The sequence below is a fragment of the Pseudomonas sp. Seg1 genome (genome assembly GCF_018326005.1).
Lineage (GTDB): Bacteria > Pseudomonadota > Gammaproteobacteria > Pseudomonadales > Pseudomonadaceae > Aquipseudomonas.
In genome coordinates, this window is the sequence record NZ_AP021903.1 from 3,194,319 (window position 1) to 3,214,558 (window position 20,240).

Annotated in this window: 17 protein-coding genes and 1 pseudogene; 6 read left to right on the plus strand and 12 right to left on the minus strand. The window is 60.7% G+C overall.

Annotated elements, in window-relative coordinates:
- Window positions 1-9: 9 nt before the first annotated feature.
- Window positions 10-471, minus strand: coding sequence for a hypothetical protein (locus KI231_RS14130; RefSeq protein ID WP_213028646.1), 462 nt, complete (start codon window positions 469-471; stop codon window positions 10-12).
- Window positions 472-730: 259 nt separating this feature from the next.
- The gene (locus tag KI231_RS14135; protein WP_213028647.1) at window positions 731-1,159 is read right to left on the minus strand and encodes a hypothetical protein; all 429 of its coding nucleotides are present in this window, start codon (window positions 1,157-1,159) and stop codon (window positions 731-733) included.
- A gap of 339 nt (window positions 1,160-1,498) precedes the next feature.
- Between KI231_RS14135 and KI231_RS14140 the strand changes: the two genes are divergently transcribed.
- Window positions 1,499-2,713 carry an aldose 1-epimerase family protein gene (locus KI231_RS14140; protein ID WP_213028648.1) on the plus strand — a complete coding sequence of 405 codons (1,215 nt, stop codon included), beginning with the start codon at window positions 1,499-1,501 and terminating at the stop codon, window positions 2,711-2,713.
- A 198-nt stretch (window positions 2,714-2,911) separates the two neighbouring features.
- On the opposite strand, the gene KI231_RS14145 is transcribed toward KI231_RS14140, so the two are convergent.
- The gene (locus KI231_RS14145) at window positions 2,912-3,352 is read right to left on the minus strand and encodes a hypothetical protein (protein WP_249412133.1); all 441 of its coding nucleotides are present in this window, start codon (window positions 3,350-3,352) and stop codon (window positions 2,912-2,914) included.
- A 199-nt stretch (window positions 3,353-3,551) separates the two neighbouring features.
- A complete protein-coding gene (locus KI231_RS14150; RefSeq protein WP_213028649.1) occupies window positions 3,552-4,457 on the minus strand; it encodes a LysR family transcriptional regulator in 906 nt (301 codons plus the stop codon).
- 94 nt (window positions 4,458-4,551) lie between these two features.
- On the opposite strand from KI231_RS14150, the gene KI231_RS14155 reads away from it, so the two are divergent.
- A complete protein-coding gene (locus KI231_RS14155; protein ID WP_213028650.1) occupies window positions 4,552-5,718 on the plus strand; it encodes an MFS transporter in 1,167 nt (388 codons plus the stop codon).
- A gap of 103 nt (window positions 5,719-5,821) precedes the next feature.
- On the opposite strand, the gene KI231_RS14160 is transcribed toward KI231_RS14155, so the two are convergent.
- Window positions 5,822-6,736: a LysR family transcriptional regulator gene (locus tag KI231_RS14160; protein ID WP_213028651.1), complete on the minus strand. Its 915-nt coding sequence runs from the start codon at window positions 6,734-6,736 to the stop codon at window positions 5,822-5,824.
- A gap of 226 nt (window positions 6,737-6,962) precedes the next feature.
- On the opposite strand from KI231_RS14160, the gene KI231_RS14165 reads away from it, so the two are divergent.
- A complete protein-coding gene (locus KI231_RS14165) occupies window positions 6,963-8,294 on the plus strand; it encodes a nucleobase:cation symporter-2 family protein (RefSeq protein WP_213028652.1) in 1,332 nt (443 codons plus the stop codon).
- Window positions 8,295-8,325: 31 nt separating this feature from the next.
- Entirely contained in the window at window positions 8,326-8,835 is a 510-nt protein-coding gene (locus tag KI231_RS14170; protein ID WP_213028653.1) for a nucleoside deaminase, read from the plus strand.
- Window positions 8,836-9,014: 179 nt separating this feature from the next.
- Here KI231_RS14170 and KI231_RS14175 read toward each other — a convergent pair whose 3' ends face one another.
- From KI231_RS14175 to KI231_RS14200, 6 genes are all read right to left on the minus strand, one after another.
- The gene (locus tag KI231_RS14175; RefSeq protein WP_213028654.1) at window positions 9,015-9,827 is read right to left on the minus strand and encodes a DUF1206 domain-containing protein; all 813 of its coding nucleotides are present in this window, start codon (window positions 9,825-9,827) and stop codon (window positions 9,015-9,017) included.
- Window positions 9,828-10,016: 189 nt separating this feature from the next.
- A complete protein-coding gene (locus tag KI231_RS14180) occupies window positions 10,017-11,315 on the minus strand; it encodes an MFS transporter (RefSeq protein WP_103301975.1) in 1,299 nt (432 codons plus the stop codon).
- A gap of 469 nt (window positions 11,316-11,784) precedes the next feature.
- The gene (locus tag KI231_RS14185) at window positions 11,785-12,897 is read right to left on the minus strand and encodes an alkene reductase (RefSeq protein ID WP_213028655.1); all 1,113 of its coding nucleotides are present in this window, start codon (window positions 12,895-12,897) and stop codon (window positions 11,785-11,787) included.
- Between the two features lie 170 nt (window positions 12,898-13,067).
- Window positions 13,068-15,302: a xanthine dehydrogenase family protein molybdopterin-binding subunit gene (locus KI231_RS14190; protein WP_213028656.1), complete on the minus strand. Its 2,235-nt coding sequence runs from the start codon at window positions 15,300-15,302 to the stop codon at window positions 13,068-13,070.
- Window positions 15,299-15,772, minus strand: a complete 474-nt coding sequence (locus KI231_RS14195) for a (2Fe-2S)-binding protein (protein WP_016986077.1) — start codon at window positions 15,770-15,772, stop codon at window positions 15,299-15,301. The genes KI231_RS14190 and KI231_RS14195 overlap by 4 nt, the downstream gene beginning before the upstream one ends.
- Window positions 15,769-17,049, minus strand: a complete 1,281-nt coding sequence (locus KI231_RS14200; RefSeq protein ID WP_213028657.1) for a cytochrome c — start codon at window positions 17,047-17,049, stop codon at window positions 15,769-15,771. Before KI231_RS14200 ends, KI231_RS14195 begins: the two co-directional genes overlap by 4 nt.
- 295 nt (window positions 17,050-17,344) lie before the next feature.
- Here KI231_RS14200 and KI231_RS14205 point away from each other — a divergent pair, with 295 nt between their 5' ends.
- On the plus strand, window positions 17,345-18,544 hold the full coding sequence (locus tag KI231_RS14205; protein WP_213028658.1) for an MFS transporter: 1,200 nt from the start codon (window positions 17,345-17,347) through the stop codon (window positions 18,542-18,544).
- Between the two features lie 94 nt (window positions 18,545-18,638).
- A complete protein-coding gene (locus KI231_RS14210; RefSeq protein WP_103301981.1) occupies window positions 18,639-19,562 on the plus strand; it encodes a LysR family transcriptional regulator in 924 nt (307 codons plus the stop codon).
- Between the two features lie 144 nt (window positions 19,563-19,706).
- Here KI231_RS14210 and KI231_RS14215 read toward each other — a convergent pair.
- Window positions 19,707-20,210 (minus strand): annotated as a pseudogene (locus tag KI231_RS14215) (LysR substrate-binding domain-containing protein); the annotation flags it as partial.
- Between the last annotated feature and the right edge of the window lie 30 nt (window positions 20,211-20,240).

A 20,240-nucleotide genomic window follows, 5' to 3' on the forward strand; every position in this document is an offset into this window, starting at 1 on the left:
GGAAGCTGCTCAATGCGCCAATGACGGCTGGGTAGCGACCGAGACAGTGAAGATCACAACAAACAGCACGACGACTGCCCAGAACATCACCATGATTGTCCGCATGACGACCTTAAGGCCTTGATAAAGCCTGCGCAGCCAATGGCCTTCAGGTTTTGCTTCTGCGCGGGTTCTGAGTACGCCTTTCAAATAAAAGCCGAGCAGCGCAAGCAGTGCGCCATCTATCGCCAGCGCAGGCAGGCCGGCTATGGGGAAAATGCTTTCCCACCGATAGAAAGAAGACCGGCTCAGAAAGACCACATAACAAGTCAGACTGCCGTAGGGCAGTGCTCTCCACCATTTGCCGGCCAGCGCGCCGACCATCAGGCACATGATCACCATGAACGGGCTGAGGAGAATATGGAGCATCCACTCCAGTACGTTGGGCAAGTAGTCCGGGGAATGGATTTTGCGCCAGAGGTGTTCCAACATTGTTTGGGTTCCTGCCTTCTAGGGAGTCAGTGCTGCTGCGGTGCTTCCGTGCTGCTGGACGGTATCGGCGTGTTTTCGGGTTACATGAGGGCTGCGCAAGCGATCCACCCATGTGGAGCAGGTCGCGCGTCCCCCAGAAACGACAAAGCCCTGAATAGTCAGGGCTTTGTTGTATCCAGTGGAAGAACGGTTGCATGGGCTGATAGAGAACACCTGCTTTACGCCTCCACTCTCAGCAAAGGGCCGCCCCCTGATGAACTCATTCACTGAGCATGTCGCCAGTTTGACGTCTTTTCCTTACACAATTGATCGTCAAAAGCACGCCGGCTGCAATGCCTTGTGTTCCGCACATAAGCCAGATTAGGCCTATGTGAAAAAGGACCCAGGCACTCAAACCTAGAATCAGTGTTAACAAAACCCCAAGTAAAAGTAGTGGCAGGTGTTGCACAGAGGGGCTGTCCTCCAGCGAGTCGGAAAAAATGCTCCAGCATGCCCATTGCGAGAACAGCGACAGCAGAAGCCACAACATGATCACCCCCCAACCTGAAAAGGATTGTGAGGTGAACAGGTTAATCGTCGAGGTGATGGTGAACCAAAGAGTGAAGACGAATGTAGTGCTTGAAGGTACGGTATAGGCTGGAAGGGCAATGGCTATCTGAATCAACTTGAGTGTTTGCAATCGAGTCATTCATACGCTCCCTGCAAGTTGAATTTCACCGCTTCCTGTGGATTCTTCAGTGACTATAGATCAGGAGTCCTTCGAGGGGAGCATGCTGACGGTCAGCTTCTGGCCGAAAGCGGACGTTCCTTAGCGGCCACTGTCTGCTGACATTAGGCGAATGGGCCCGTGGCGGTGGCTGCCAGAGAGCGGAAGAAGCTAGCGGCAGATTTGCGACAGGGTGTCGACTCGATTTCCGGGTTATCGATATCTTTCTCGGCATACACCAGCGTGGCATCGCCATTTAAGCTTGCTGAAACGTTTCATCACGTTTATAAAAAGCGCACAACTCCAAGAAAGGCTGCTGCCATGACCCCGCTCAAACTCGTTGTTGCCCTCAGCGCACTGTCCGCTGCCTCCCACGCCATGGCCTGGGATTACGTTCTACTCGACACCGACAAAGCCGCCCAGAACTGGCAGATCACCAGCCAGCAACTCGGCATAAAAACCGATAAACCCTTCAGCGTTAGCCTGCGCACCTTGCATGGCGGTCGGCAGGAAGGCGTCAGCATTGTCGACATCGATAACGGTACGATGAAACTCTCGGTAGTGCCGACACGGGGAATGAATGTCTTGCAGGCCTCGGTCGGCAATGTGCGCATGGGCTGGGATTCGCCGGTCAGGGAAGTGGTCAATCCGTCCTTCATCGAACTCAATGGCCGCGGTGGTTTGGGCTGGTTGGAAGGTTTCAATGAGCTGGTCACCCGCTGCGGATACGAATGGGTCGGCCACCCCGGCGTCGACAACGGCGAACTGCTGACCCTGCACGGTCGAGCCGCCAACATTCCCGCAAACAAAGTCACCCTGCACATCGATGAAATACCACCGTACGCCATCACCCTGCGCGGCGAACTGAAAGAGCAGGCGTTCAAGAAGGTCGACTTCTCCGTCGCGACGGAACTGGTCACCGAACCCGGCAGCGTAGTGTTCGCCCTCAACGACACCCTGACCAACAACGGCGACTATCCGAAGGAATACCAGGCGCTGTATCACAGTAACTTCAGCACCCCGTTCCTGGAGCAGGGCGCTCGTTTCGCCGCGCCGGTGAAGCAAGTGTCGCCGTTCAACGACAAGGCCAAGGGCGATCTGCCCGAATGGCAAACCTACCGCGCGCCGACCAAGGACTACGACGAAACGGTTTACAACGTGGTGCCGTATGCCGATGCGAAGGGCGATACGTTGACCGTGTTGCATAACAAGGCCGGCAGCCTGGGCGTTTCGGTCGGTTTCAATACGCAGACACTGCCGGTGTTTTCCCTGTGGAAAAACACCGATACCCAAGGCCAGGGCTATGTTACGGGGCTGGAGCCGGGGACAAGTTTTTCCTACAACCGCCGTTATCAGCGGCCACTGAACCTAGTGCCGACAATTGGGCCGAAGGAACACAAGCAGTTCCGCATCAGCTACAGCTTGTTGGCGGATAAGGCGGCAGTGGATAAGGCCTTGAAGCAGGTGAGCGAGATTCAGGGTGGGCGCGAGACGGAGGTGCGGGAGACGCCGTTGGTTGATCTGACCAAGGGGTGACTTCGACCTGGGCATTGTCGACCGATGAGCTGCTCGCAACGACAGAGACTGTCGGCTCTTGGCCGACTGCTGCCTTTGGCGAAGGTCAGGCTTGAGTGGATTTCTAATCCTCACGAGAGGCACTAACCGGCCACCTTTGCCAAAGAGCATTGCCAAACGACCACTTTCACCATAAGCCGGCCAGAACAACCTGTAGGCTTACAGGTGTGAACTTTTTAAAGTGCCATATCTTTTTTTGAACGCATGGACTATCGACACAGATAGCAGTGAGACCTCCAGTGAGGAAACCGTAATCACAATACCCGCCGACAAAGGCCCAGCAACCCGGCCAACAGTAACAACGATGCGTCGGACGCGAAATGCAGCCTCCGCACGATGTTTATCAACGGTTTCCGCAGGATAGATGCCCAAAAGAGGCTGGATCATTCCAAATGCTGATTCAGCGATCACATCGATCAGTATCAGCGCATCAAGCGAATACCAGTTTGCGGCAAAAAAGTATCGCAATACGCTGGCCATCAAGATCGCAAAACAGCCCACCTTGAGCGCCGTACTGCGGCGCATCGACTCAACACGCGGCGCCAGACACAACATCGAAATGATCGCCGCGAGTGCGAGCGCTGTTTCGTAGGCGGCCAACTCCAGCAGGCTTCCTCGCTGCACGATGATCAGCGGTAGCGTGATATTCCAGCAACCGAGGTAGATCCAAAGTAACAAGTCCAGGCAAAGATACTTTCGAAATGTACGAAAGGGGTGACTTCCTTGCCCCGCACCTTGTTGTTTGGGATGTCATTCGCACGCGCCGAATTATCCGCAATGCGGCTGCGCAAATATCAGCTTATACCTGCGCTGACATCCGGTGATGCTCCAGCAAGAAGTCCACGAACAACCGCACCCGCGCCGGCATCGCCGCGCCACCGACGAACACCGCATGAATCGGTTCCTGATCCCCCGGGTTCCACGCTTCCAACAGCGCAATCAGGTCGCCGCGCTGCAGATCCTCACTCACGCTGAACTCTCCGATACGGGCAATGCCAGCGCCCACTCGCGCGAGTTGTGCCAGCGCTTCACCGCTACTGCATTCGATGTTGCCGCTGACCTTCAGGGAAAACTCTTTGCCATCGCGGATGAACGGCCAGTTGGGTTCGGCACGCTTGAAATTGAAGCGCAGGCAGTTGTGCTGGAGCAGGTCTTCCGGTTCCTGCGGGATGCCGTGGCGCTGCAGATACTCCGGCGATGCCACCACAACCTGGCCGGTGGTGCCGATCCTGCGTGCGCTCAGCGGGCTGTCGGGCAGGTGGCCGAAGCGCACTGCGACGTCGGCTTGTCCGGCGAGAATATCGACCACTTCGTCGCCGAGGGTGAGGTCGACAACGATGTTCGGGTAACGCGCGCTGAAGGCTGCGACCAAGGGAACTATGGCCAGGCGTCCATGGACAAGGGCGGCACTGACCCGCAATCGCCCCTTGGGCACACCTTGGTCGGCAATGGCTTCTTCGACCTCATCCATGTCGGCGAGGATCCGCCGGGCGCCGCGCAGGAACGCTTCGCCCTCGGCGGTGAAGGTGATCGCTCGAGTGGTGCGCAACAGCAGGCGGGTGCCAAGCCGTTGCTCGGTGCGCGCGATGATCCGACTGACAGCCGAGGGTGTCAGGCCCAGTGCACGCGCGGCGGCCGACAGGCTGCCTTCCTGCGCCACGGTGGTGAACACGCTCATTTCACCTGACCTGCCGTTGAAATCCACTTGTGCCTCCTACGCAAAGGTGATTGCCAAAAATGCTATCTACCGCCTGAAAAGACGGGATCGTAGCATTGGCGGCATAGATAAGGAGTTTTCCATGCGTATCAATCCACCACTTGTTGCACTCGCCATCGGTGCCTTCGGCATCGGTGTCACAGAATTCGCCCCCATGGGCATGTTGCCGGGTATGGCCGCGGATCTGGGCGTTTCCATTCCCGCTGCCGGTTTGCTCGTCAGCGCTTATGCGCTGGGCGTATTGCTCGGCGCACCGCTGATGACCCTGACCACCGGCAAGATTCCCCGGCGCTCTCTGCTGATCGGGCTCATGGCGATTTTCACCCTCGGTAATCTGATGTCAGCGTTGGCCACCGATTACTACAGCCTCATGATCGCCAGGGTCGTAACCTCACTGAACCACGGAGCCTTCTTTGGCGTTGGCTCCGTCGTCGCCGCCACCCTGGTCGCTCCGGAGAAACGTGCCGGGGCGGTCGCGGCGATGTTCATGGGCCTGACGCTGGCGACCATCGGCGGTGTGCCGCTGGCCGCCTGGTTTGGCGAAATGTTTGGTTGGCGCACCGCTTTCTGGGGCATTACCGGCCTGGGCGTGGTGACGATGGCCTCGTTGTGGTTCGCCTTGCCCAACGTGCGGGCGCCGCAAAGTGTCGGTGTCATGGCAGAAATTCGAGTGCTGGGGCGCGGCCCGGTGCTGGCCGCGTTGGCCCTGACCGTGGTCGGCTCGAGCGCCATGTTCACAGTCTTCACCTACATCGCACCAATCCTCAGCAGCGAGCCCCATGCGTCCACCGCTTACATCACTGCCATGCTGATGCTTTACGGTGTCGGGTTGACGCTGGGCAACATGTGGGGCGGCAAGGCTGCTGACCGCTCGATCGATCGCACCCTGATCGTCTCGCTGAGCGTACTGATTCTGGTCTTGCTGGCGTTCACCGTACTGATGCGCTGGCCGCTGCCGGCCGCCGTGGCCATCCTGATCTGGGGTATCGCCAGCTTTGCTTTGGTGCCGCCGCTACAGATGCGCGTCATGGAAGCGGCCAAGGACGCGCCCAATCTGGCCTCGGCGGTGAACATCGGCGCCTTCAATTTCGGCAACGCGATTGGCGCAGCGCTGGGCGGTGCGGTGATCAGCAGCGGGCTGGGTTATCCGGCGATCTCCCTGGCCGGCGCGGCAATGGCGGGCCTGGGGCTGCTGATGGTCTTGGCGTTTGCGTGGCGCTCCAGAACGGTTGAAGCAGCAGTGGTGTGACAAGCTCCGGTCAGCCTGAAACAGCCGAGCTGGCGTAGTGACAAAAGCCCTTGATCGAGGCCCGCTTTGGCGGGCCTCTTTTTCGCCGCCGTGAACAGCCTAATCAAAGCGTCGTGATCTGCCCATTGCGATCCAGTTCATACACCTTGTTGCCCTGCAATTTCTCCTTCAACCAACGTTCGGCTTTACCCAGCGGCCGCTGCCGCGCCCACAGCAAATCGACACCAATCTGCCAGTCAGTATGCGGATACGCCGAGAGCTGCAGTTCCACCAGCTCACCCTTGGCCAGTTCGCGCTGAATGAGCTGGCGGGGCAGGGTGGCCCAGCCGAGTCCGGCACGGACCATTTCCAGTAACGCCAGATAGCTTTCCGCTTGCCACAACTGGGTCGAGCGCAGGTATTCGCTGCTCGGCAGTTTGCTCGCGTGGGCGCTGAAGGCCAGGCGACGATGGACGTGCAGGTCGTCGAACGTGACGTTGTCGAGTTGCGCCAATGGGTGATCGGGATGGCAGACGTGCAGCATGATCAGTTTGCCCAGCTGCTGGAACGCCAGCTCCTTGGGGTAGCCGGGCTGTGAGAACGCCACGCCGAGTACCGCTTCGCCGCTGCTGACCAGTTCGCTGACGTCGCCGTAGACCGGGTGGCGGATGATCAGGTCGACAAAGGGGAACGCGGCTTCGAAGGCTTTGAGCACCGGCATGATCGGGCCGTAAGGCGTTTCAATCGCCAATGTCAGGCTGGGTTCGACGTTGTCCGAAAGGCAGTCGGCGTGGGCTTCGAAGGCCATGCAGCGTTCGAGCACGGCTTCGGCCTGCACCAGCAATTTGTGGCCGCTGACGGTCAGGGCGGGGCTGCGGTTGGTGCGGTCGAACAGGTCGACGCCAAGGTCGGTTTCGAGGTTGGCAATCGCCGCGCTGATGGTCGATTGGGTCTTGCCCAGTTTGCGCCCGGCGGCGGAAAACGATCCGCTTTTGACCACCTGGACGAACATCAACAGTTGATCGAGTGAGAAGCGCAAGCGGAGGACTCCCGGGTCGAAGGCAATGTTTTTTTGGCAGCGAGCGAATGGTTGATTGTGCCGTGTGTGCGCCATCGAAAGAAGCGATGGTTGCTAATTTGTTTCATCGTAATAAACGTTCAACTATGGCCCCGCGTCAAACGATCTCCGGGGCGGATCTGACTTTCAAACGCCCCTGAGCATGCCCGCGATCTCAACAGATGCCGCACCTTCAGGAGCGTGTGAAATGACCACACAACGCATTCATCCGGTGGACGAGGTTTTGCCACTGCGACAGTTGTTCACGTTTGGCTTGCAGCATGTGCTGGTGATGTACGCGGGAGCGCTGGCGGTGCCGCTGATTCTTGGCAGTGCGATGGGGCTGACTTCGGCGCAGGTGGTGTTACTGATCAACGCCAACCTGTTGACCTCTGGTGTGGCGACATTGATTCAAACCCTCGGTTTCTGGAAGTTCGGCGCGCGTCTGCCGTTGATTCAAGGCTGCTCGTTCATTGCCTTGGCGCCGATGATCATGATCGGCAAGGAGTTCGGCCTCAGTCAGATTTTCGGCGCGGTGATCGCCGCGGGCTTTATCACCATCGCGCTGGCACCGGTGTTCAGCCGCTTGCTGCGGTTTTTCCCGCCGGTGGTGATTGGCAGTCTGATCACCATTATCGGCATCTCGCTGATGCCGGCGGCGGCGATCTGGCTGGGCGGTGGCAATCCCGATGCGGCGGATTTCGGTAATCCCGCCAACCTGTTGCTGGGCTTGGCCACGGTCAGCGTGACGTTGGTGATTTACGCCAAATTCAAGGGCTTCATCGGCAACCTCAGCGTGCTGATTGGCCTGTTCGTCGGCAGTCTGATCGCAGCGGCTTGCGGCATGACTCACTTCAACCGGGTCAGCGAAGCGGCGTGGTTTGAACTGAGTGCGCCGATGGCATTTGGCGCACCGGAGTTCGCGCCTGTGCCGATTCTGATCATGACTTTGGCGATGCTGGTGATCATGGCCGAGACAACCGGCAACTGTCTGGCGATTGGCAAATTGACCGGCAAACCGACCACGCAACAGACCCTTGGCAACGCGTTTCGCGCCGACGGCTTGTCGACCATGCTTGGCGGCCTGTTCAACAGTTTTCCCTACAACGCCTTCACCCAGAACACCGGTTTGATCGCGCTTTCCAACGTTAAAAGCCGTTTCGTCGTGGCCGCTGCCGGGGCAATCATGGTGCTGATGGGCCTGTTCCCGAAACTCGGCGCGTTGATCGCCGCAGTGCCGACGCCGGTGCTCGGTGGCTGCGCGATCGTGATGTTCGGCATGACCACGGTGGCGGGGATTCAGGAACTGTCGCGGGTGCAATTCGAGGGGACGCGCAACGGCATTATCGTCGCCGTGTCGGTGAGTGTCGGGGTGCTACCGATGTCCTGTCCGGCGCTGTTCGAACACGTCGGCCCGACCCTGAAACTGGTGCTCGACAGCGGGATTTTCCTCGGTGCGATCACCGCCATCGTCCTCAACATCCTGCTCAACAACGAAAAAAAATCGACCGAAACCATCGGCGCTGAACTGGCCGAATGATTGTTTGTTTTCCACTGCCCAGGAGTTACCCATGAATCAATTCACTCAACTCATCCCGGCCGGCGTCAGCGAGCTTGATCTGACGTTACTGCGCCAAACCATCGCCTTGTCCGAGGCATCGAAACAGCGCGGTCGTCATCCGTTCGCGGCATTGGTGGCCGACCGCGACGGCAAGGTGATTGTCGAGGCGGAGAATAACTCGATGCCGCCGCAAGGCGATCCCACTCAGCATGCGGAGTTGGTGGCAGCGGCGGCAGCGGCAAAACTGCTGTCGCCGCAGGAGCTGGAACTGTGCACGCTGTACACCAGCGCCGAACCTTGCTGCATGTGCGCCGGCGCCGTGTATTGGACGGGGATCGGGCGGGTGGTGTATGCCTTGTCGGAACATGCCTTGCTGGGGTTGACGGGGGATCATCCGGAGAATCCGACGTTCTCCTTACCTTGCCGCGAGGTGTTCGCCAAGGGGCAACGCAAGGTCAGTGTATTGGGGCCGATGCTGGAGGGGGAGGCGGCTGAACCGCACAAAGGGTTCTGGTCATGATGCGCAACGTGCAGGAAGTCGTTATCCCCGCGCCGCGTTCTTGCTCCTGGTGATTCGCAGGTCGATCCATGGGATGGCCCTTCAATCAAATGAATGAAGGGCCGACGCTGATGATCGCCAACCGCAGGGGAAAAACGTAATTATCCTGATCCGAGAAATTGATTGCCTGGTGCCACACGTTAATGACCGGACACGCCTGGCACATCCATATTGATCTTGCGCCAGAACGCTTCAGAAAAACTGTAGACCGAGAAGGCAATCAGCCCCAGCGCCATCACCATCAAAATCAGCCAACCTGCGGGTAGATTCTGCAGCGCATCAAGTGCTTCCTTCATCCCCGGTGGATCCATGGCCTGATAAGCGGAACCACTGATTGCCAGCAGCACGGCAATCTCGATGAACACCACTCCGCGAGCTATCAGACCGAACCGGGATAACGGACGGACATAGCGCATGACATCTTCGTCGGCCTCGAAATATTGTTCGAACGACGCTTTCCAGCCCTTGATGATGTGAGCAATGCCCACCCCAAGCGGAATGAGAGCGATCAGGTACACCAACAAGTTCGAGTGTTTCCACGACAAGAGATGCGCCAGCCAGTCTTTGGTTTGCCCCCCGCCATCGCCCGAGCTCTGGATGCCGCTGACGAGCAGGCCCAACGCAAAAAACGCCAGCGCCCCGTTGACCAGACCTCCCGCCAACAGACCCGCGCGAATCACCAGACCTTTGAGTTGTTTGCCGTGATGATCAACATCGCGCGTGGCTTGCAGGACACGCCAGGCCGCAAATGCGAGCAGACCCGCCACCACAAGTCCGACTAAAAAATAGCCGAATGGCTGGCCGAGCAAAGCTTCAAGGCTCTTGTGGCTGTCTTTGGCTCTGGTCGAGTCCTGGGCTGCCAGCAATGCGAAGATACCGATGATCAAATACAACACTCCCCGAGCGGCATATCCTCCCCGGGCGAGTATGACAAGGCTGTGTTGCGCGGACATGGGTGTATTCCTGAAAGGGCATAGAGAGCAGACCCTTCTTGCCAGGAGGGGTTCTATTCGCCTTCCTGACGCTCAAACCCAGGTTACGTGCTGCGAGCCGATGAGGCGCTTATTCAAGGTCGCCTGGCAGTGAATGGCGACTTCCGTCGAGCGGCGGGCATCGCCTATGGACGGTAACTGCCGTGACGCTTATCGCGCATCACACTGCGGCGCAGGCTCGCCGCTCAACGCATCCACCATCGGCGGATGCTCTTGCACGGCCTGACGCAGATCTTCGGTCACACGCAGTTCCGCCCCTGTCGGCGAAAAAGTCGCTGCCGCCGCAAAAGGTGCGGGATTGGCCGGAACCGGGCGTTTGCCGCGTCGCCACAAGAAGAAGGTGACCATGCACAGATTGACCAGCGCAAATACCCAGAACAGGCCATTGGCGCCGAACGAGTTCATCACCGGCGAAATCATCATCGGACTGATCGCCGACCCCAGTGAGTTAATCAGCAGCAAACCCTGAATCATCGGCACCAACGCTTCGGCAGGGGCGCGGTCGGCGGCGTGGCTGACGGCAACCGGATAAAGCGCGAATACACCGCCGCCGAGCAGAAACAACATCGCGGCGAGCAGGGTTGGGGACAAAGGAAGCAGGACGATCACCAGCGATAACACCGAGCACGCCCCCGTCAGCAGGGTCAGCACCTGCAAACGATCCTTGCGGTCGGACCAGCGTCCGACCGGGTATTGCAGAAGCATGGCGCCGAGGATTGTCCAGGCCATCATGCTGCCGACCTCACCGACATTCAGGCCGCTGCGCTGCAGATACAACGGCAGCAAGGTGTAAATCGCCGCGATGCTGACACCCGAGCCGAAACAGCCGACCAGCCCGGTCGGTGTCACGCCCAGCAGTTGCCGTGGTTTGAGCGGTTCCACCTGATCGAGCAGGGGCGACACGCGCGGCAGGATCACGATCGGCAACACCGACAGTGAGGCGAGCATGCCGGCGACCATGAACGGTGCGCTGTCGCTCAATCCAGTAATTTTGCCCAACGTTGCCTGCCCAAGCACACCGGCGCCATACAAGACGATCATGTACAGCGCGAGCAAGCGGCCGCGGATCTTCGCGTCGCCCGCCAGCAGCAGCCAGCTTTCGATCACCAGAAATACGCCGACCGTGGCCCAGCCGTTGATCAGGCGCAGGGCGAACCAGCCCCAAGTGTCATAGAACAATCCCTGCAGCAGGATGGTCACGGCGATCAGCGAAGCAAAGCTGCCGTAGGCGCGGATATGGCCGATGCGCAGAATCAAGCGGTCATTGAACACGGCGCCTAGCGTGAGACCGATAAAGTAGGCCGATGAAACCACACCGATCATCGTCGCCGAGGCACCGGCGGCGTCCAGTCGAAGGGTGGTCAGCGAAGACAGAAAACCGTTACCCAGGGCAACAATGAACAGCCCGAGCAGGGGCGCCAGCGCCATGGCCAGCAAACGCGGAGACATAAAAACCTCTGGAGATCGAACAGCACAACGTGCGCCTCTGCGCAGGTGATTGCCAAGCCGAAAAAATGTGTGGGGCGAGTGCCTGCCGAACGGGCAGGGCTGTAGGGCCGGACACCCATCAGCGAGGTGTGCCCAGGCATTCAGGTGGACGTCAGTCACCGGTTTCGGTGACTGCAAGAACGCGCGGGATTCTAAGGCTTGTACGGAATTTGCCAATGGCTGTTGGCTGCGGCGGTTGGACGCAGGTGAAAAGCCTTGAGGCCCCCACTGCAGTTGATCAATGACACTGCAAAGTTCTAACGTCGGTTGATGTCGCTCACGGCAGCGAGCCCGAAGCCTTCAAGGCTCTTGCCCAATTTGGCAAAAAAAAAGGCAGAGCGCTTCGCAGCGTCTGCCGTCCATTCGCAATGCTGTAGTTCAAACCGCAATTTATTCTCTGGGTCGCTCAATCCGGACAGGCTCTCCTGCCTCAAGCATGAAATGGATAATCAATGTACCCACGCTGATCCCCGCCAAAAAAGCTACTCGGGTCCGGCGCGTTGAGTGGCAGGCCATCGTGAAGCCGACGCGGCAGGTCCGGGTTGGCCAGGAACGGGCGGCCGAATGCAATGATGTCGGCACGATCGGCGATCAGCGCCTGTTCGGCAGATTGCGCATCGTAGCCGCCCGCCAGGATCAGCACGCCGTTCCAGGTCTTGCGCAATTGGGCAATGATCGCGTCCCAGCGCGGGTCGAAATTTTCATCCTTGACTGTGCCGACCATCGCCGGCTCGACCAAGTGCAGATACGCCAGATTCCATTGATTGAGCGCTTCGACGAGGTGGCCGAAGGTTGCCTCCGGAGTGTCATCGCCCATGCCCATGAAGCGGCCCATCGGCGTCAGGCGTACGCCGACTCGCTCGGCGCCGACTTCTTCAGCCACGGCCGCGACCACTTCCAACAGAAACCGCGCGCGGTTTTCCACACTGCCGCCATAGGCATCGTCACGCTGGTTGCTGTTGCTGTTAAGAAACTGATCGAGCAGGTAACCGTTGCCGGCATGAATCTCTACACCGTCCATGCCCGCTTTCAGCGCGTTGCGCGCGGCCACGCGGTAGTCCTCGACGATGCCGGCGATTTCCGCCGTTTCCAACGCGCGCGGCACCGGCACATCTCCCCAGACACCGTTACCGTTTTCGTCGACGATAAACGTCTTGCCAGGCACCGGCAGCGCGCTAGGCGCAACCGGCAGGCCGGCGTCGGGTTGAAAGCTGGGGTGGGACACCCGGCCGACGTGCCACAGTTGCATGAAGATCAGACCGCCGGCCTCGTGCACCGCCGCGCTGACGTCACGCCACGCCTGGACCTGCTCAGGGCTGTAGATGCCCGGCGTCCAGGCGTAACCCTGAGCCTGCCGGGAGATTTGCGTGGCCTCGGTGATGATCAGTGCGGCGCTGGCCCGTTGGCGGTAATACTCGGCGTTCATGGACGTTGGCACATCCCCCGGTTGGCCGGCGCGTGAGCGCGTCAACGGCGCCATCGCCACGCGATGGGCGAGGGTGTAAGGACCGAGTGCGAGGGGTTGGAACAGGCGACGGGTCATGGGTAGCTCCAGATATCAATAAAGGGAATTCAAGCGCGGCAGCGGTGCCGCGAACCAGTGGAGCTAACTTAACCGGGTGTAGCGGGGCTGATAATCGGTGGCCGGCGCTACGCTGTTTTGCGCAGGGCGCAACGGCACCCGTGCTCATCGGCGATGAACACGGGCGTGGCTCAGGCGGGTGGGTTGGAGCGGGTCAGCGGCAGATTCAGCCAGCGCCGGCCGGTGGCGTTGGCGACAGCGTTGCCAAGGGCGGCAGCCATCGGCCCCTGGACGATTTCAGCGGCACCGAGGAAGGGTTCTCCCGGCTGGTCGAGCAAATGTACATCGACTTTTTTCGGCAGTTGCGTGAAACGCAGAATCGGATAACCGCTCCAGTCGTAGCTGCGAATGCCGCCCGCTTCGTAGGCGACTTTTTCATACAGGGTCCAGCTCGCGGACTGGACGATGCCGCCCTCGACCTGATTGCGCAGGCCATCGGGGCTGACGATCTGGCCGACGTCCACCGCCGTCACCACGTGATCGACGCGGATCTCGCCGGTCTGCGGATGCACCCGCAGCTTCACCGCGATGGCGCAGTAACCCATGATGTTTTTGTAGCGGGCAAAAGCGAAACCGATACCGGCGCCGGGCTCGCCGCTTTTCTGCGGCCAACCGATCTCATCACGCACACGTTCTACGACCGCGCGAGCACGCGGGTCGCTGAGATGGGCCAGACGCAACGCGACCGCGTCGATCCCGGCCCGGATCGCCAGTTCGTCGATACTCGCCTCGATGGCGAAGATGTTGATGTGCGCACCCAGCGAACGCATGGCCGAGGTGCGAAAGGGCATCTGGGTGACGAAGGTCATGTTGATGCGCGTCGAGTTGAGGTCGTACAGCGGCACCGCGTTGCGATCACCATCGCCTTCGGGCTGGGCGATCGGCACGGAGGGCGCCGAAGCGAAGGGCCGCGCGAGCAAGCGTGCCGGCAACAGACGCCCGGCGTTGACGATGCGTTCGTTGTGCGGCGTGGTCCACAGTTCGTAGGCCCAGTCCTGCAGGCGGCCCTGAGCGAGGCCGGCGTCGACTTCGGTGACCATCGCCGAGCTATACGGCTCCCATAGATTTTCCTGCTCGCGCATCCATTGCACGCGCACCGGCGTACCGGGCATGCGCATGGCGATCAATGCTGCATCGGCGGCGGCATCATCGGCGCCGTTGTGCCCGTAACACCCTGAGCCTTCGGCATGAATACAGCGCACCCGCTCAAGTGGCAGACCGAGCATTTCGGCAATGCCGGCGCGCAGCGGGTAAACGCCCTGGGTGTGGGTCCAGACGGTGAGAGCGCCGTCCTTGAACCAGGCCACTGCGCAAGACGGGCCGATCGAGCCGTGCATCAGATACTGCTTGGTGACCCGCGCCTGAAAACGTGTGTCGGCCGCGCCGCTCGGCGTGCCGTTGTTGCTGATCGGATAGCGTCGTGAGGGCAGGCGTTTGAGCAGACCATGAATCTCGGCCGCCTCGGGAATCGCCTCGCCCTCGTTCCATTGCGTCACCTCGTTGGCACGGCGCATGGCTTTGATCGCTTGCCACTCATCACGGGCGACCACCGCCAGATAGTTGCCGTCGCGGATCACCTTGGCCACGCCAGACAGCGTTTCGATGGACGCCGCATCGAACGCTTGCAGCGCGCAGCCCGGACGGGGCGGGCGGATCACCCGCGCATGCAGCATGCCCGGCAGGCGCATGTCCTGGACGAATGCTGCGCCACCGCTGACCTTTGCCGGGATGTCGAGGCGCGGCAACGAATGGCCGATGAGTTTGAAGTCAGCGGCGGCCATCGCCGGTGACTGAGCCTTGGCATATTGATGCACATTGACATGTCTGACCGCGTCGGCGTAACTCATCCGCTGAGCGGCCGGGCCTTCGATCACCCCGTCGCGGGTGCTCAGCAGCGCTGCATCGACCTGCCAACTGCGCGCGGCGGCATCGACGAGCAGTTCGCGGACCTGCGCGGCGGCGTTATACAACGCGGTACCGCTGTCGAAAATGCTGTGGCTGCCGGCGGTGTAGCCTTCGTTGGGCGTCAGCGCGGTGTCGGCGGTGAGCAGGTTGATGGAGGTTGCCGGTACCTGCAAACGCTCGGCGGCGATTTGCAGCAGCGCGGTTTTCACGCCGGTGCCCAATTCGACCTTGCCGGTGTAGACGGTAATGCCGTCGGCGCCGATGCGGATCCAGGCGTCGAGCCACGGGTTGGTGCGCAGGCTTCCGGGAAGGTCGGGGGCGAGGACCACGGTGCCGAGCGTATCGACTTCCGTATCGGCCAACACACGTCGCGCCACCGGCATCAGGGTGAACGCCATCAGCAGAGCACCGCCACGCAGGAAGGCGCGCCGACTTGGGTTCAATTCATTCGACTCACTCATGTCAGGCTCCCGTTGTGCCCTGCCACCTGTTTGATCGCCTCGATAATCCGCAAGTGCGTTCCGCAGCGGCACAGGTTACCGGCCATGTGCTCACGAATGGTGGCCTCATCAGGGTGTCGATTACGCTCAAGCAACGCCTGCGCGCGCATCAGCATGCCGGCAATGCAGTAGCCGCATTGCGCGGCCTGTTTCTCGATGAATGCGGCTTGCAGGGGGCCGGGTTGTTCCGCGCTGCCGAGGCTTTCCACGGTGCGGATTTTTTTGCCTTCGAGGCCGGCGCAGGGCGTCAGGCAGGCGAACACCGGTTGATCATCGACGATCACCGTGCAGGCGCCGCATTGGCCGAGACCGCATCCGTATTTGGCGCCGTTGAGGTTCAAGTGATTGCGCAGCGCATACAGCAGCGGCATGTCTGGCTCCAGCTCAAGCGGTTGCGCGGCTCCGTTGACGTTGAGGGTGATCTGGCTCATTTCGTCTCCTGACGTAACGCTTCAATAGTGGAAGAGAGGTCGGCCCACGGCTGATCGGGGCTGGCTTGCTGACGCAGATACGCGGCCAGTGCGGCGAGTTGTGCGTTGTCCAGGCTGGCGGCGAATGCAGGCATGATCGGGCCGGGCGATCCGGGTGTGGCGGGCAGACCTTCAAGCACGGTTTTGAGGAAGTTGCGCGAACTGGCCGCTTGCAGCGCCGAGGTGTTTTGCAGGCCCGGGCGACCATCGATGGTGCGCATCGGCGCCACCGGGCCATGGCAACCGGCGCAGGCGCTGCTGAAGAGCAGGGCGCCGTTCGAAGGGGTTGCCGGTTCACTGGCAGGCGTCTTCGGTGTCGTCTCTGTCACCGAACGCGGGTTTTCCAGGCTGAGCAGATACTCGGCAATCGCCTCGGCCTCACTAGCGGGCAAGCGGGCCAGACTCAAGCTGACCGGACGCATCGGGCCGGCGGGTGTGCCGTGGCCATCGACGATCTCGGCGCGCAGATAGCCCACCAGTTGCTCGCGACTCCACGGGTTGCTGCGTTGGCCCATACCGACCAGCGCGGGCGCCTGCCAGCCATCGACGCTGCCGCCCTGCAGATATTCCGCGGATTTTTCCGCGCCGATCAGGTTCAGCGGCGAATGGCAGCCGGCGCAATGGCCCGGACCGTCAACCAGATAATGCCCGCGATTCCACGCCTCGCTGCGCTGCGCCAGCGGCGTCAGTGGCTCACCGTGCAGAAACAGCAGGTTCCAGAACGCCACCAATGGCCGAATGTTCATCGGAAAATTCATCCGGTTCTGCTCAGCCGGCGCGTGCACGGCGGGGCCGCTCATCAAGTAGGCATAGGCGTCGGCGATGTCTGCTGGGCTCATGCGCCGGTAGTGCACGTAGGGGAACGCCGGATAGAGGAAGTGACCATCGCGAGCAATGCCCTGACGCATCGCCCGCTCAAAGGCTGGCAGTGACCATTGGCCGATACCGGTCTCGGCGTCCGGGGTGATGTTGGTGCTGTACAGCGTGCCGAAGGGCGTTACCAACGGCAGCCCGCCGGCCAGATATTCACCACCGGGGCGGGTATGGCAGACCGCACAATCGCCGGCCTCGACCACCCGCGCCCCGCGTTGCAACTGCGCAGTATCGAACATCGTCGGGCGCTCGATCGGCGCAATTGCCGGGCGCCACATCAGCCAAACGGCACCGATCAGGCCGAGCACGGCGACCACTGCCACGCTGATCCAAAGCGTTCTGGACTTCAGGAAGTGGCGGTTCATGGGACAGAGAAAAACGCGGTGGGCAATGGCAGAACGGATGGGATACGGGTCATGACAACGCTCCTTGTGACCGCCGGGGAAGGGCGCCGCTGAGGGCGGCGGCGCCATGGGTCAAAGCGTAGAGATACCGCCGGCGCGGGAGAATCATCGGCGCACGCAACAGCGCGTTGCGCGAGAAGCAACGCCTGCGCCGTTGCGCCGGACGCATCACTGCGTTGCCCGCCGCGTGGATTCTGCGCATCGCCACAGGGCCGTAGCCTTGGCCGCACTTTCCTGAACTCAATGAGGTGTCATCATGCTCACGGGCAACCCGGTCGTTGCGACCAACGCCGAACAGCCGGCAGGGCTTTCCGGCCTGATGGTCGCGTTCCTGGCATTCTGCTGCGGAGCGGTTGTGGCCAATCTTTATTACGCACAGCCGATCGTCGAACTGATTGCACCGCAGATCGGTCTGTCCAGCGCCAATGCCAGCCTGATCGTTTCGCTGACGCAGTTTGGTTACGCGCTGGGCCTGTTGCTGCTGGTGCCGCTGGCCGACCTGATGGAGAACCGTCGGCTGGTGGTCGGCTTCACCCTCGCGGCGAGTGTCACGCTGTTGTGCGCCGGGCTGACCCATTCACCGTCGATGTTCCTGGTGTTGTCTTTGCTGATCGGCCTGACCTCGGTGGCCGTGCAGATTCTAGTGCCGCTGGCGGCGCACCTGGCGCCGGAGGCCAGCCGTGGCCGCGTCGTCGGCAATATCATGAGCGGTCTGCTGCTGGGGATTCTGTTGTCGCGGCCACTGTCGAGCCTGTTGGTCGACGTGTTCGGCTGGCGTGGGGTGTTTTACAGCGCAGCGGGTCTGATGGCCGTCATCGCTCTGATTACCGCCGTGGCACTGCCGCGTCGGCTGCCGACGCATAAGGCCACGTATGCTGCGCTGATCGGTTCGGTGTTTGCCTTGGCTCGGCGTTATCCGGTGTTGCGTCAGCGTTCGCTGTATCAAGGGCTGCTGTTTGCCAGCTTCAGCCTGTTCTGGACCCTCGCACCGATTGAATTGATACGTCATCACGGCTTCACCCAGGCACACGTGGCGATCTTCGCGCTGGTCGGTGCGGTGGGTGCCATTGCAGCGCCGATTGCCGGGCGTCTGGCCGATGCCGGGCATGGTCGTCGCGGCACACTGGTCGCGTTGTTGCTGGCGCCGGTGGCGCTGTTGATCGCTGCGCTCCCGGGCAGCGGCTATGTCTGGCTGGTGGTGTGCGCGGTGCTGCTGGATTTCGCCGTGCAATTGAACATGGTGCTCGGCCAGCGTGAGGTGTACGCCCTCGATCCCCACAGCCGTGCGCGCCTGAACGCCGTGTACATGACCAGCATTTTCGTCGGCGGTGCGGTGGGGTCTCTGGTGGCGAGCCCGCTGTACGAGCATTTTGGCTGGAACCTGTCCGCCGTCGCGGTGGCGCTGCTGCCAGCGCTGGCGCTCGGATTATTCCTGAGCCGCAAGGCCGATGTCTGAACAGCCGGCGAGTGCGGGCAAGCACGGCGGTACAAGACGACGGGGGCACAGTGATGCACAATCATCCGCGTTCCCTATCGACCGGACCCCGCTTATGGACAAGTTGCTGGCACTGAAGATGTTTGTGGAAACCGTGCGCTGCGGGGGCTATTCCTCGGCAGCGCGCAAACTCGGGATATCAACGTCGTCAGTGACACGGCAAGTGGCAGGGCTGGAACACGAGCTGGGCGCGAGCCTGCTCAATCGCACCACGCGCAACACCAGCGTGACTGTTGCCGGCCAGACCTATTTCGAAAAAGCCGTGGCGATTCTCGACGCGATCGACGAAGCCGATGCCGTGGTTGCGGATCGTGGCAGCGAAGCGCAGGGCCGTCTGCGCATCAGCGTGCCGGTGGAGTTTGGGCGACGCCTGATCGCGCCGCACCTGAGCCGCTTGCTCGAGCGGCATCCGGGTCTGGAGATCAGTCTGTCGCTGAGCGATCAGGTCAGTGACCTGCTCAGCGAGCAGATTGATGTTTCGGTGCGCCTGGGGTCGTCCGTGGTCAGTGATGACATCGTCAGCAAACGCGTGGGGCATTTCGAACGCTGGGTGGTGGCCAGTCCGGAGTATCTGGCGCGTAGCGCAGCGCTTTGTCACCCACGGGATTTGCTGGAGCATCAATGCCTGCGTTTCGATTACGGCGCCACACACCAGCACTGGACCTTTCAGAATGAAGATGCGCCCATTCAGCTCAACGTCCACGGGCGCCTGCAAAGCAATAACGCCGACATCCTGCGCGAAGCAGCCATCGGCGGTGGCGGGGTGACGCTGCTGGCTGACTGGCTGGTACGCGACGACGTCGCAGCCGGCCGGCTGACCCGGTTGCTTGAGCATTACGAGGTCAATCCCGGCAGCGCCAGCACCTGCATCAACGCGTTGTATTTACCCAATCACCGAGGGTCCAGCAGGATCAATGTGTTTATCGATTTCCTGATGGAAATTCTCAGCCCGACGGCCGTGACCACCCCCGCAGCGTAATTCCTGTGGCTCAACGGCGCCCTGTTCGTGTACTCACATCCACCTACCTCTGGTGAGCGATTGACGGCGTCTGGAAGGGAACTGAGTAGTTCAAGAAGTGCGGGTGATCAAAGGACCTATTGGGTCCATTATGCTTAGAAGCTGTTATTCAGAAGCCGTTGTTACCTGGTCACTTATAAGCTGAGCCAAAATTCGCACGGGCTCCGTAAAACTCCGCCGAGACCGATGTATCAGTCCGATATCACGGTGAAAGGTATGCTGTCCCAGATCGAGCGCTCGTACACCCGCGGGCCATTCCTGATGGGCTTCCGTCTGTGGCACCAGGGCTATGCCTACACCATTTCCCACCAGCTTGATGATGGCCTCCAGTTCATCCAGTTCGCAAACTTCCTGCAAGGTGAAATGCATTTGCCGCAGGAAACGATCGACCTGCCTGCCGCCGAAGGATGATCGGTCATAGCGAATGAATGGCTGGCTGGACAGCAGTTCCGACCAGTCTTCGCCCTCTAGGTCACGTGGCACGATCAGTCGGTAGGGCTCTCGCGCCAACGTCGTCCAGCGCAGGTCACTTTGAAGGGAGAAGGGCGGGCGAATGATGACGGCCATGTCGATCTCGCCGGCGTCGACAAGGTTCACCATCTCCAGGTTGGACGAGTCACGCTGCACGGTGGTGAAGAA

Bases quoted from the DNA above. Each gene is read 5' to 3' on its own strand.
- KI231_RS14130 (WP_213028646.1), bottom strand. From the start codon at position 471: ATGTTGGAACACCTCTGGCGCAAAATCCATTCCCCGGACTACTTGCCC.
- KI231_RS14135 (WP_213028647.1), bottom strand. From the start codon at position 1,159: ATGACTCGATTGCAAACACTCAAGTTGATTCAGATAGCCATTGCCCTT.
- KI231_RS14140 (WP_213028648.1), top strand. From the start codon at position 1,499: ATGACCCCGCTCAAACTCGTTGTTGCCCTCAGCGCACTGTCCGCTGCC.
- KI231_RS14155 (WP_213028650.1), top strand. From the start codon at position 4,552: ATGCGTATCAATCCACCACTTGTTGCACTCGCCATCGGTGCCTTCGGC.
- KI231_RS14165 (WP_213028652.1), top strand. From the start codon at position 6,963: ATGACCACACAACGCATTCATCCGGTGGACGAGGTTTTGCCACTGCGA.
- KI231_RS14170 (WP_213028653.1), top strand. From the start codon at position 8,326: ATGAATCAATTCACTCAACTCATCCCGGCCGGCGTCAGCGAGCTTGAT.
- KI231_RS14175 (WP_213028654.1), bottom strand. From the start codon at position 9,827: ATGTCCGCGCAACACAGCCTTGTCATACTCGCCCGGGGAGGATATGCC.
- KI231_RS14180 (WP_103301975.1), bottom strand. From the start codon at position 11,315: ATGTCTCCGCGTTTGCTGGCCATGGCGCTGGCGCCCCTGCTCGGGCTG.
- KI231_RS14185 (WP_213028655.1), bottom strand. From the start codon at position 12,897: ATGACCCGTCGCCTGTTCCAACCCCTCGCACTCGGTCCTTACACCCTC.
- KI231_RS14190 (WP_213028656.1), bottom strand. From the start codon at position 15,302: ATGAGTGAGTCGAATGAATTGAACCCAAGTCGGCGCGCCTTCCTGCGT.
- KI231_RS14195 (WP_016986077.1), bottom strand. From the start codon at position 15,772: ATGAGCCAGATCACCCTCAACGTCAACGGAGCCGCGCAACCGCTTGAG.
- KI231_RS14200 (WP_213028657.1), bottom strand. From the start codon at position 17,049: ATGAACCGCCACTTCCTGAAGTCCAGAACGCTTTGGATCAGCGTGGCA.
- KI231_RS14205 (WP_213028658.1), top strand. From the start codon at position 17,345: ATGCTCACGGGCAACCCGGTCGTTGCGACCAACGCCGAACAGCCGGCA.
- KI231_RS14210 (WP_103301981.1), top strand. From the start codon at position 18,639: ATGGACAAGTTGCTGGCACTGAAGATGTTTGTGGAAACCGTGCGCTGC.